We start from the raw sequence: 12,182 nt of genomic DNA, 5'->3' as shown, positions 1-12,182 counted from the left end.
CGCCGGGTCATTGAGGGCTTGCCGCGGGGCGGACGACGATCTCGTTGACGTCGACCTCCGGCGGCTGGGCGAGCGCGTAGGCGATGGCGTCCGCGATGGCGGAGGCAGGCAGCGCCACGGCACGGTAGCTCTTCATGGCCTCCCTCGCCGCCGGATCGGAAATGCTGTCGGCGAGTTCGGACTCGGTCACCCCCGGGGAGACGAGGGTGACCCGGATGTCCCCTGCGGATTCCTGCCGCAGGCCTTCGGAGATGGCGCGGACGGCGTACTTGGTCGCGCAGTAGACGGCGGCCGTGGGAGAGACCTCGTACGCGCCGACGGAGGCGATGTTCACGAAGTGGCCGCCGCCTTGGGCGCGCATCCGGGGCAGCGCGGCGGCGATGCCGTGCAGGACCCCCCGCACATTCACGTCGATCATGCGGTCCCATTCCGTGGTCCGCAGCGCCTCCAGTGGGGAGAGCGGCATCACGCCGGCGTTGTTGACGACCGCGTCGAGGCGTCCGTAGCGGTCGTGGGCGGCGGAGATGAAGTCCGTGACTTCGGCAGCGTCCGTGACGTCCAGCCGTCGGAACGCGGCGGTGCCGCCCGCGGTGGTGATCTCCTGGGCCAGTGCCGCAAGACGGTCGGTGCGCCGCGCGCCCAGGAACAGGCGATGGCCGTCGGCGGCGAGGCGACGCGCGGTGGCCTCGCCGATTCCGCTGCTGGCTCCGGTGACTGCCACGACCTTGGACGTGTTCTGCATGCCCGTGAACTCCTGTCGTTGGGGTGCGCGCCGCCGGTGCGGCGTGCTCCGCCAAGTCTTGGCAGGGCGCCGGCATCCCCACCAGGACGTGTGCTGCCTGGGTGCACGGCACCCAGGCAGCTGCCCCTGCACCGGTCTAGCCTTGGGGTCATGACCACGACCGAAACCCCGCTGGGAGAGTTCCTCCGCGCGCGCAGGGCGGGCGTGCGGCCCCAGGACGTGGGCATGCCGAGCCACGGCGTGCGCCGGGTCCCCGGGCTGCGCCGCGAGGAGGTCGCCGTCCTGGCCGGAGTGAACGCCGACTACTACACCCGGCTGGAACAGGGGCGCGAGCGGCACCCCTCGGCCCAGGTGACCGAAGGGATCGGCCGCGCGCTGCGACTGGACGCCGATGCCCGGGCGCACCTGAGCCGGCTGGCCGGCACCGTACCGGGCGTGCCGCGCGCCCGCGCCGCGTACCAGGTCCCTCCCGCCTTGCGGCAGCTGCTGGACAGCCACCGGAGTGCGGCGGCGTTCGTCATCGACCGGACCCTGGACGTCCTGGCGGCCAACGACCTGGCCGTAGCCCTGCATTCACCGTTCGAGCGGATGGACAACCTCGCCCGCATGGTCTTCCTCGACCCGGCGGCCCGGCGCTTCTACACCCGGTGGGATGCCACGGCCGAAGCCACTGCGGGACATCTGCGCCAGGCGGCCGGCCTCGACCCGGACGCCGGGCGGCTGCGGGAACTCGTGAGCGCCCTGTGCGGCCACAGCACGGACTTCGGCCGCCTCTGGAACAACCATGTGGTGACAGGAAAGACGCAGGGAACCAAACACTTCCTGCATCCGGACGCCGGCCCGCTCACCCTCACCTACCTCGCCTTCGACATCCGCGACGCTCCGGACGGTCAGCAACTCATCGTCTACCAGGCCGACCCCGACAGCCCCAGCGCCGAGGCCCTCGCCCTGCTCCGTACCGGCGGCCTGTGAGGCAGCGCACCACCCGACCGTTCGAAGGGTCAGCCGAAGCCCTGCGCGCCGAGGGTCGCGTACATGCCGGCCAGGTTGTGGATGTCGTGCTCCGCGCCCTCGTACAGCCACCGCCGGTACGTGACCGCAGCCCGGTGGGGATCGAGCGCGCCGTCCGCCACCGCCACGGTGAGGCCGCCTGCCGTCCAGCCGGACAGCAGTGCCCGCAGCACTCCGTGGGAGGAGGCCGGGTCCAGCAGGGCGCCGGCGTCGCCGACCACGAACCAGCCCGGCCCCGCCGCGGCCCCGCACAGCCGCCAGGTCACGTCGGCGGCCCGTGCCGGGCCCTCGGGGGTCAGGCCCGCGAACTCCTCGGGCAGCCAGCTGCGCGACCGCTGCTCCGGTACGAAGTCCAGACGCATCCACTGGTACCGGGCCGCCCCCACCCGGGCCGTCCAGGTCCAGCCGGTGTGGTCCGCGACGATCGCGGGCGCCGCATCACGGACCGGGCAGGCGCCCACCGCGTAGCCGTAGCGGATCAGCAGCCGCGGCGATCGCGCCCGGCCGGCCCCGGTGGGCCCGAGGGTACGGCTGGCCCACCGAGCACGGCCGGTCGCGTCGATGACGGTCCGCGCGCGGACCACCGCCGCCCGGCCCGGCCCCGGTCCCCGGGTGCGGGCACCCGTCACGGCACCGCCCTCCACCAGAGGTTCCAGCACCCGGCAGGACATCCGCACCTCCGCCCCGGCCTGCCGGGCCCGGTCCAGCAGCAGCCCGTCCAGCCGCCGCCGGTCGACCTGGAAGCCGCGCCAAGGCCCGTCCTCGTCGCTGCCGAAGGGCTCGAAACGCGGCTCGCTGCCCCAGCCGACGGTGATCCCCTCGTGCCGGGCGCCGACCACCGACTCGAAGCCCTCCGGCAGCAGGCGCGCGAGGAGGGCCTCGGCGCCCGGGTGCAGCGCCTCTCCCGGCCGGTCCCTTGGGGCGTCGGCCCGTTCGACCAGTACGGTCCGCAGCCCGCCCGCCGCGCACACGATCGCGGCGGCACAGCCGGCGGGCCCGCCGCCGGCGATGAGCACGTCCACGGCCGCGCCGTCGCAGGCCGGGTCCTTGGCCGGCGGGTCGTCCACCGTCACCTCGTCGGGATCGTCGCGTCGCGCGTCCACTGGCCTCCGCCCCTGCGCAGCAGGACGGCCGTACCGTCCGTGAAGGCCAGCACGTCCTCCTCGATCTCCACCAGGACCTTCTGGATGTCGTCGGGATCCCGCGATTCGGCTCCGGGCCGGTAGCTGCGGACCCGGTAGCGCCGGGTCCCGGTGAGCCGGCTGCCGGTGGCCTGCTGGGCCTGCGCGAGTCCGGTGTCGTCGGCGTCGACCGTGGTGAAGGACAGTACCGCCCACGCCGATTTGGCCTTCAGGATCTCGACGACGGCCCGGTCGCCGAACCGGGTCACGAACTCGGGGTCTTGGATGCCCAGGCTCCAGTACACCGCCGACATGGCCAGGACCCGGGACTTGGTCTCGGCGAGGTCCACGCGGGCGGTGAGGTGGGCGGTGAACCGGTCCTGGGTGGTGAGGTAGTCGGCCCGGTCGATGTCCTGGTAGGCGACCACCTGCCGGCTGCCCACCGTACGGACCTCCGGCCCCCGGATCCCGTCCCAGGGCAGCCGGCCGAGCCCGTCCGCGGCCTCCTCCATGCCGATCTCGGCGTCGGTCAGCGGGACGATCGTCGGCCACGGGTAGGCGAAGCCGGGGGCGTCCTTGAGCGGGGTGAAGGTGCGGGTCGCATCGGGCGACACGGAGGGCCAGTAACTGCCGAGGGCCGCACAGAGTTTGACGTCCTCCAGGAAGGGGGAGCCGAGACTGTGCGACTGCATGTACCGCTGGAGCGGCAGTCCGGGCTCGCTGTAGACGATGCCCTGGCTGACCTCCCATCCGGGGTCCGTCACCCCGGCCGCCGCGTCCGGCAGGCCGGTGTACCGGCCGCGCGCGCCGGCGGGCAGCGGGCGGGCGACGGGCTCGCCGGGCGCCGGGTGGCCGAGGACGGCGGTAAGGGTGTCGTCGTAGATGTCGAAGCCCCTGGGAAGGGTGATGTCACCGGCGAACCGGAACTCCGAGAGCGGGTGCGGCGGTACCGCCCACAGCGCGGCGCGGATCGCCTCGGGGACCTCGGTGCGCCACCACACCGCGAGGTCGTGCTGGTTGACGTGGGGGAAGAAGTCGGGGGGCGCGACGCTGCAGAAGGCGGGCTTGAACGTATCGATCTCGGACTTCAGTTGCGGGCAGTCGACGGAGACGAAGCCGTCCCCGGCGAAGTCCACCCAGTGCTGGGCCCGGTAGCCGCCCTCCCGGATGATCGTGTCCATGTCCGGGTTGAGGTTGAGGTCCTCCAGCCGGCCGTCGCTGTGCAGGCGGTGGCGGATGTTGACGTACTCGGGGGCGCGCCGGTCGTTGTCGGGGGCGGTCCCCTCCAGGTAGGTCGGCTCGGTCTCGAGGGAGCCGGGGATCAGCTGGAGGGAGGAGAAATACAGGATTCCCGGGTCCTGGACCAGGTCCGCGGACACGTTGAAGCTGAGCCACTCTCCCTCGAACCGGGCCCGGTGCGCGAGCGGCCCGGGACTCGGGGCGAGCACCCCGGAGCCGTACGCTCCCTTCTGCGGCGGCAGCAGGGCGGCAATCTTCTCGCCCCGGATCGTGAAGGGGAACTTCTCCAGGTCCTTACCGGTCCACTCGGTCGGATAGCCCTGCTCCCGGAGGTAGAGGTGCATCCGCTTGAGCTTCTCGTTGACCACGTGCGAGTCGAGGGTGAGGGACAGGTCCAGGCCCTCGATGCACTCCCGCCCGGGGAACAGTTTGTGCACCGGCACCCAGAAGGCGCGCTCGTCGTCGCCGGAGACGATGTTCCGGGGTCCGAAGGTGCGGCCGTCGGCCCCGGTCACCTGCATGGCGATGTACGGGGCGAAGCGCTGCGGCACGGTGCGGAAGGCGAACGGCCGCTTCGGGTCGAGCGGGGCGAACTGGCGGGTCCGGGCGTTGTAGTGCGGGCCGGTCGTACCCATGCGGGTGATGCCGGTCCGGGAGAAGCAGAGGTCGGCGTGGCGGCCGTGCACCGAGCCGGTGGCGTCGCGGTAGTCAAGGGCGAACACCACCACACCGAGCGGGTTCTCCCCGGCGATCTCCCGGAGCCGGGCCAGGGTGGGCGGGCGCACCCCGTAGACGTAGTTCTCGACGGCCTCGATCTCGGCGAGGCTCGGGAACGCGCCGAGGGTCCGGCCCCGGCCGTCGGTGGTCACGTGGGGCGAGGCGAACGCGTGGTAGAGCAGGCTCCGGGCCGGGATCCCCGGCTCGATGCCACGGGCGGGCAGGGCCGGGGAGAAGTCCTCGAAGCCGGGCACCGAGCGGTCCAGGTCGGGGACGGGTTTGGCGAGCTCGGAGCCCAGGTCCGGGGCTCCGATGTCGAGTACGCCCCGGGTCACGGTACGGAGCAGGGTGCGCCAGCCGCGGTCGGCGAGCCGGGCGCAGGCGTCGGCGACCGGGTCGACGAGGGGTCTGGAGGGCGGCGCCGCCACGGCCTCGTACTGGACGGTGAGCCCGGGGAAGCCGAGCAGGAGACCGCCGGCGGCGGCTCCCTTCACAAGTCCGCGCCGCGAGAGCACCACGATCGCCTCCTGAGATGTGCAGAAACCCAGATGTGCAGAAACCCCCTCACCGATCGGTGATTCTGGCGGCTCGGGCGGGGACGGCAGCCGACCGACGCGGGCTTGCCTCCGAACGGCCCAACGGCCGGGCCGGCCTTGACCGACGTGCTCAGGACGTCGGAAGAGAAGGTGTGACACAACCGGGTGCACCGGGTGCACCGGGTCCTCTGAGGTGCTCGTCGCCGGGCGGGGGCGGGGGCGCGATGGCGTGCAGGGCGGTGCGCGTGGCGCCCGTCTGGGGGTGGTCCGCTCCCAGGGTCCGGGTGCGGCGGGCGAGGACCTGCGCCAGCTCCGCCGTCGCCTCCGCCGTCCGGCCCGACGCGGCGAGGGTCTCGGCGTGGGTGTGGCGGGTGGCCAGGGTGTAGGAGTGGTCGTCGCCGAGCACCTCCCGCTGCGCGGCGAGGACCAGGGCCGTCTCCGACTCGGCCTCCTCGTGGCGGCCTTGGGCGAAGACGGCCCGGGCGAGCTCGTGGCGGGTGGCGAGGGTGTAGTAGTGGCGTTCGCCGAAGACCTTCCGCTGGTCGAGGAGGACGGCGCACAGTTCGCGTTCGGCGTCCGCGGAGCGGCCCTGGGCGAGGAAGGCCAGGGCAAGGTTGTGACGGGTGGTGGTCACCAGGGGGTGGTCCGGCCCGAGCAGGCGCCGCCGGTCCCGGAGCAGGGCCTCGAACTCCGCCGTGGCCTCTGCCATGTCGCCCTGGGCCAGCAGTACCCGGGCACGGTGGTGACGCGTGGTCAGCGTGGCGGGGTCGTCGGCGCGGGCGCCCGGGCCGGCGAGTACCGCGTCGAACTCGGCGAGCGACTCGGCGTACGCCCCCTGCGCGAAGAGCACCCGGGCCAGCCGGTGCCGGGTCCTGAGGGTGACGGGATGCCGCTCGCCGAGCAGCTCCACCCGGGCGCGGAGCACGAGTTCGAACTCCGCCCGGGCCTCGGAACGCCGGGCGAGGGAGTTCAGGACCGCGCCCAAGTCGTGCCGGGCGGCCAGGGTGGCCGGGTGCCGGTCTCCCGACGTACGGCGACGGACTTCCACCACCTCGCGCAGTCCGTCCTCGGCCTCCCGCAGCCGGCCCATCGTCCGCAGCGTCGTGGCGCGGGCGTGGGCAGCCGCCAGGACGACCGGGTGTTCGCGGTCCCAGCGTCGCTCCGCGGCGTCGCGTACGAACTCGATGTCCGCGTGGGCCTGCTGGAACAGGCCGTTGTCGCGGTGGTGCACGGCCGCCCCGAGCGCGGCCGTGAGGGCGGGCTCGACGACTGCGTCGGCGGCGTCCGTGTCGACGGCGCGCCGCGCCAGGTGGCGGGCGTGCGCCGCGAGCACGTTCCAGTCCGGCCGCCGCCGGGCCTCGTGGGGGTACGCGGGGTCAGCGGGGTCAGCGGGGTCAGTGGGGTCCGCAGGACGGTCGGCTCCGGCCGCGCGGCTCAGGAGCCGGACGGCGAGCGGGAGCAGGGAGCGGTCGGCGTTGAAAGCGCGGACCAGCGGGTGGAGGTACAGCAGGTGCGGGGCGTCGCCTTCGGGCGCGGGCAGGTCGAGGAGTCCGAAGTCGGCCGTGGCCCGCAGATGGCTCCACAGGCCCGGGCCGTCGAGGCCGGTGAAGCCAGTGAAGCCGGTGAAGCCGTCCTCGGCCGCGAGCGTCGGCGGGTGCAGGAGGAGGACGTACGGTACGGGCGCGTCCGCGAAGACGGAGAGCAGTCCGAGCAGGCCTCGGGCCCGGGGCAGGCCCCGCCGGTCCAGCAGGTCGAGGGAGAGCTCCCAGGTGCTCGCGAGCGACCCGTCGGGGTCGAGCAGTTCGGGCCTGGCGTCCAGGGTCTCCCGGTACGCCGCGAACGCGGTGGGCACCGTGGCGTCGCGGAAGGCGTCGGGAACGGCCGTCGCTTCCGCGAGGTACCGTCCCGCTGTGTACAGGGCCAGGGGTAGCCCGCCCAGCCGTCGCGCCAGTCCGGCGGCGTCCGCCGGCCCTCCCGCGCGGGGGCCCGCATGGTCCAGCAGCACCCGGGCCGCGTCTTCTTCCCCGAGGACGCCGAGGCGGTGCTGGGTCGATGCCGCGCCCCAGGAACTCCGGGCGGCGTCGCGGCTGGTGACGATGACGTGCCCGTACGGGGCGAGGTGGGGCCGGACCCATCCCGTACCGTCCGCCAGCCGGCCGTTGCCGTCCAGTACGGCGGGATCGTCGGCGTTGTCCACGACGAGCAGCCAGGGTTGTCCGAGGTGCGTCAGCCGGTCCCAGAGGCCGTCCGCCGGGTCGCCGGTGCCGTGTTCGAGGGGAGCGCCCAGGCGACGGGCGACGGCGAGCAGCCCGGCCTCCAGGGAGGCCCGGTGCCGGGCGTCGATCCACCAGCGCCGGAACGGAACCCGGTGGGCCACTTCGAGTGCGAGGGCGGTCTTCCCGGACCCGCCGGGCCCGCACAGCACGTGGACCGTCCCGTCGGACGGCCCGGACAGCAGCCGGGTGAGGCGATCGAGTTCCTCGTGCCGGCCGCGCAGGGGCCGCCCGGGGTCCCGCAGCCCGAACGGCGGCGCGGTGCTCACCACGGGGCCGGGCGGCGGGACCGGGCCGTCGGGGTTCGCGTAGTGGACGGTGACGTCGCCGCCGGCCTGGATCACCGGCATGCGGAACGTCCCGCCTCGGATGCTGTTCTCGCGCTCCGCCGATCCGTCCGACCTCATGCCGCGCCCCCGCTCCCGTACCCTACTCGTCGACCGCGACGCGGTCGCCTCCGGCGCGGCTACGGATTCTGTCGGCCCGGTGCCCGGCGTACAGGTTCGGCACCGCTGCCCAGTGCGGCGATCTCGGCAGCAGAGGCGTTGCCTCCCGTGCACACCACGGCGATGCGTTGTCCGGCAAAGCCGTCCGGATCGGCCAGTACGGCTGCCAGCGCGGCTGCGCCTGCGCCTTCTGCAAGGGTGTGCGCATGGCTGGCCAGCAGCCGCTGTGCTTCGAAGATCTGCGTGTCGGAGACCAGCCGGAAGTCGGCGAGGCCGGCACGCATGAGCTGCTGCGGCAGCGTGAACCCGCGTCCCGTGGCCAGGCCGTCGACAGCGGTCCGGTTCGGACGCCGTACGCAGGCGCCGGCCCGCCATGAATCATGTGCCGCAGGCGCGGCGGACGACTGCACCGCGACGACCCGGCATCCCGGTGCGAGCTTCGCGGCGACCAGGCCGGCCGCGGCGGCTCCGGTGCCGCTGCCGACAGGTACGACCACGGCGTCGAGGTCGGGCCGGGCCTCCAGGATCTCCAGATACGTGGTGCCGACGCCGGCCAGCAGGGCCGGGGTATCGCCAGGGCTGACCAGGTGCCGGCCATCGTCCGCCGCCAGCTGCTCGGCACGCTCCTGTGCCGCGGCCATGTCCGCGCCGTACAGAACCGCCGTGGCACCGAGCGCGCGAACGGCACGCACCTTCTCCGCGCCGGCCGCTGCCGGCATCACGACCGTGCAGGGTGCGCCGTACACGGCACATGCGTAGGCCAGCGACAGCGCATGGTTCCCCGTGGAGTAGGTGATGAGCCCGCGGGCCCGCTGCGCGGGAGCCATGGTGGCGAGCAGGGTGAGCCCGCCGCGCACCTTGAAGGCCCCGACCGGTTGCACATTCTCGTGCTTGACATAGACGGTTGCGCCGGTCACCGCATCGAGCGCCGGGTAAGACCACATCGGCGTGGCGGGCAGGTGCCCGGCCAGGAGGTCCCGTGCAGCCAGGACGTCGGCAAAGCTGAGTTCGTGTTCCCTTTCCATGTCGCCATCGTGGGCCGGACCGTCCCATAGGTCCAATGCCATTCTTCCTGTGCATTCATCAATGGGATTGATAGGTTGGAGGCCATGCTCGACGTGACCCGCCTGCGGGTGCTTGCCGCGGTTGCCAAACACGGTTCGGTTACGGCCGCGGCCCGGGCGCTCAGCTATGCCCAGCCATCGGTCAGCCACCACCTGGCCCGGCTGGAGGCCGAGACCGGCAGCAAGCTCGTACAGCGGGCGGGCCGCGGCATTCGCCTGACCGACGCGGGCCGGATGCTGGCTGAGCGCGCCGAGGAGATCCTGGGACGCCTCGACGCGGCAGAGGCCGAACTTGCCGCGCACACAGGGCTGCGCGCGGGCCGGGTCCGCCTGGCCGCGTTCCCCTCCGCCCTGGGCACGTTCGTCCCGCGGGCCGCGGCTGCGTTCACCGCCGCCCACCCTGATGTCGAGTTGCGCTTCACCGAGGCCGAACCGCCCGATGCGGCACAGCTGCTGCGATCGGGCGAGGTCGATGTGGCGCTGCTGTTCAGCTACCCGGACACCTCACCGACCGACGACGGGCTACGCCGAACGCCGCTGCTCACCGAGTCGATCTACCTCGTAACCCCGGCCGGCCTGCCCGGTGACACTCTGGCCGACCACGCCGAGCGTCGGTGGATCACGGGCTGCGAGCGATGCCGGAGGCACCTGGTGCGATCCTGCGCCACCGCCGGTTTCACGCCTGACATCGCCTTCACCACCGACGACTACGTCGCCGTGCAGGCACTTGTCGCGGCCGGGCTGGGCGTCACCACACTGCCGGCCCTGGCCCTGGCCGCCCAACACAACCCCTCGGTACGGCTGGTACGCCTACCCGATCAGGAACGGTTGATCACCGCTGCGGTGCACGGAGAAGCGCCCGACCCACCGGCGACTGCGGCGCTGCTGGACCACCTCACGCAGGCCGCAGCGACGACACTGCCTCCGCATTGACTGATCGCATGGCGCCGCCTGCCGCGTCGGCCATGAAGCTCGATGTCCGGTTTCCGGAGCCTGACGCCACGGCCAAGTCTGCACCGCAGGACGACCCGACTGTGCCCCGGGAGCGCACGGTCCTGTCGGACTAGTTGGCAGCATCGACGCAGGAGTTGCTGGACGCGCTGCCGGAGGCGGGCATGGTTCGACTACCAGCTCAGCTGGGCCCGCGCCGTCCAGGGCCTCCCGGCGGCCAGCCGCGAACGCGTGGCCGCTGTACTTGATGGCAGTGGCCCCAACTGCCTGCTGCCGCCCACCCATTGGCTAGAGCGTTCGTTTTAGAGCCGTGCTACATTGCTTCCAGCGCTCTAGATAGAACGCTCGTTTTAATCAGCCGTCGTCGTCACTCGCACCACGGAGGTCTTCCCCATGAGCAGCAGCAAGCAGTCCGTGACCGTCATCGGACTCGGCCCCATGGGGCAGGCAATGGTTCACGCCTTACTCGACAAGGACCACCAGGTCACCGTCTGGAACCGCACCGAGTCCCGCGCCGATGCTCTCGTCGCGCGCGGCGCCGTACTGGCAAAGAGTGCCGAAGACGCCCTGGCGGCCAACGATCTCGTCATCCTGAGCCTCACCGACTACGACGCGATGTACGCCGTGCTGGAACCGGCGTCCCACGCCCTGACCGGCTGCGTGCTCGTCAACCTCAGCTCCGACACCCCGGAGAAGACCCGCGCCGGGGCGCGGTGGGTGTCCGAGCATGGCGGGGTCCATCTCACCGGTGGCGTCACTGTCCCGCCTTCCGGCATCGGCCGGCCCGAGTCGTCCACCTTCTACAGCGGGCCCCGCGAGGTGTTCGAGGCGCACCGGTCCACCCTCGAAGTCCTGACCGGCACGGATTACCAGGGTGAGGATCCCGGCCTCGCCGCGCTCATGTACCAGATCGGCATGGTCATGTTCTGGACCTCCATGCTCAGTTATTGGCAGGCCATCGCCGTCGCCGACGCCAACGGCCTCACGGCGGCGGACGTCCTCCCCCACGCCACCGCGACCATGACCGGGATGCCGGGCTTCCTCTCCTTCTACGCCGAGCGCATCGACGCGGGCGAGCACAGCGGCGATGTGGACCGCCTCGCCATGGGCATGGCCAGCGTCGAACACGTTCTGCACACCACCGCCGACGCGGGCGTCGACACAGCGCTTCCGGCCGCCGTGGCCGCTCTGTTCCGGCGCGGTATGGACGCCGGACATGCCGCGGACAGCTTCTCCAGCCTGGTGGAGCTGATGAAGCGGGCCGGAGGATAGTCGCCTGCCGCGACATAGAACCCGCTGAATGTAGCCAGTGCTTGGGAAGTGGCCCTGGCGTCGAACGCGACGACGCAGTCAGGATCGTGAGCCATGCGTGCAGTTGTGTTCGACATGGATGGGACGCTCCTGGACAGCGTCCCCACGGTGTCCCGCGCGTACGCCGACGCGATTCGCTCGCTCGGCGGCCCGCCGGTCTCGCCGGATGAGGTGGTCGCCGCCTGGCATGTCGGCCACACAGGGCTGGTTCTTGCACACTTCCTCGGCCGCACCTGCGGCCCCGCCGAGGTCGAGCGCTTCCACGCTCACCTGGATCCTGCCATCGCCGAGCTGCGGCCGTTCCCTGGCATACCGGCCCTGCTCGACGAAGTAGCCGATGCGGGCCTGCGACTGGGCGTATTCACGGCGGCCACCCGGCGAGTGGCCTTGAGCATGCTTGCTGCCGCCGGAATCGACGCTCGATTTGGCGTGGTCGTCGCAGGCGACGAGGTTGACAGGCCCAAGCCGGCGCCGGACGGGTTGTTGCTGGCACTGCGGCAGCTCGGGGTTCCGGCCGAGGCAACCGCCTATGTGGGTGACGCTGAAGTGGACCTGGGCTGTGCCGACGCCGCGGGATCGCTGGGAGTGCACGCGAGGTGGGGTGCACGCGCCGGTATCCGTGCCGGGGCTCACCCGGTCGCGGCGCGTCCGTACGACGTGCTCAGCCTGCTGGTGGCGCCTCGCAGGCGCACGGGCAACGGCACGGCCCGCCGGGGCGACTCCGAAACAGTGTCCGGCAAATCGGCAGATCGGCAGATCAGTTGAGGCTCG

The 12,182-nt window shown here is 72.5% G+C and carries 9 protein-coding genes; 4 read left to right on the top strand and 5 right to left on the bottom strand.

What is annotated here, in order from left to right:
- Positions 1 to 7: 7 nt before the first annotated feature.
- Positions 8 to 742 (bottom strand): SDR family oxidoreductase, encoded by a 735-nt coding sequence (locus ABT123_RS12255; protein ID WP_351312442.1) that lies wholly within the window; start codon positions 740 to 742, stop codon positions 8 to 10.
- Between the two features lie 150 nt (positions 743 to 892).
- On the opposite strand from ABT123_RS12255, the gene ABT123_RS12250 reads away from it, so the two are divergent.
- Positions 893 to 1,714 (top strand): helix-turn-helix transcriptional regulator, encoded by an 822-nt coding sequence (locus ABT123_RS12250; protein ID WP_351312440.1) that lies wholly within the window; start codon positions 893 to 895, stop codon positions 1,712 to 1,714.
- 29 nt (positions 1,715 to 1,743) lie between these two features.
- Here ABT123_RS12250 and ABT123_RS12245 read toward each other — a convergent pair whose 3' ends face one another.
- From ABT123_RS12245 to ABT123_RS12230, 4 genes are all read right to left on the bottom strand, one after another.
- On the bottom strand, positions 1,744 to 2,856 hold the full coding sequence (locus ABT123_RS12245; protein ID WP_351312438.1) for an NAD(P)/FAD-dependent oxidoreductase: 1,113 nt from the start codon (positions 2,854 to 2,856) through the stop codon (positions 1,744 to 1,746).
- The gene (locus tag ABT123_RS12240) at positions 2,823 to 5,348 is read right to left on the bottom strand and encodes a hypothetical protein (RefSeq protein ID WP_351312436.1); all 2,526 of its coding nucleotides are present in this window, start codon (positions 5,346 to 5,348) and stop codon (positions 2,823 to 2,825) included. Before ABT123_RS12240 ends, ABT123_RS12245 begins: the two co-directional genes overlap by 34 nt.
- Before the next feature lie 148 nt (positions 5,349 to 5,496).
- Positions 5,497 to 8,046: a tetratricopeptide repeat protein gene (locus ABT123_RS12235; protein ID WP_351312434.1), complete on the bottom strand. Its 2,550-nt coding sequence runs from the start codon at positions 8,044 to 8,046 to the stop codon at positions 5,497 to 5,499.
- 59 nt (positions 8,047 to 8,105) lie between these two features.
- Entirely contained in the window at positions 8,106 to 9,110 is a 1,005-nt protein-coding gene (locus tag ABT123_RS12230) for a threonine ammonia-lyase (RefSeq protein WP_351312432.1), read from the bottom strand.
- Positions 9,111 to 9,194: 84 nt separating this feature from the next.
- Here ABT123_RS12230 and ABT123_RS12225 point away from each other — a divergent pair, with 84 nt between their 5' ends.
- From ABT123_RS12225 to ABT123_RS12215, 3 genes are all read left to right on the top strand, one after another.
- Positions 9,195 to 10,082: a LysR family transcriptional regulator gene (locus ABT123_RS12225; protein ID WP_351312431.1), complete on the top strand. Its 888-nt coding sequence runs from the start codon at positions 9,195 to 9,197 to the stop codon at positions 10,080 to 10,082.
- Between the two features lie 411 nt (positions 10,083 to 10,493).
- Complete coding sequence (locus ABT123_RS12220) at positions 10,494 to 11,372, top strand: NAD(P)-dependent oxidoreductase (protein WP_351312429.1); 879 nt, start codon at positions 10,494 to 10,496, stop codon at positions 11,370 to 11,372.
- Between the two features lie 93 nt (positions 11,373 to 11,465).
- Positions 11,466 to 12,176, top strand: coding sequence for an HAD family hydrolase (locus tag ABT123_RS12215; RefSeq protein ID WP_351312427.1), 711 nt, complete (start codon positions 11,466 to 11,468; stop codon positions 12,174 to 12,176).
- The last annotated feature ends 6 nt before the right edge of the window (positions 12,177 to 12,182 follow it).

This window comes from Streptomyces sp. NPDC002054 (genome assembly GCF_040296685.1).
Classification (GTDB): Bacteria; Actinomycetota; Actinomycetes; order Streptomycetales; family Streptomycetaceae; genus Streptomyces.
This window is presented reverse-complemented; position numbering and strand designations above follow the sequence as displayed.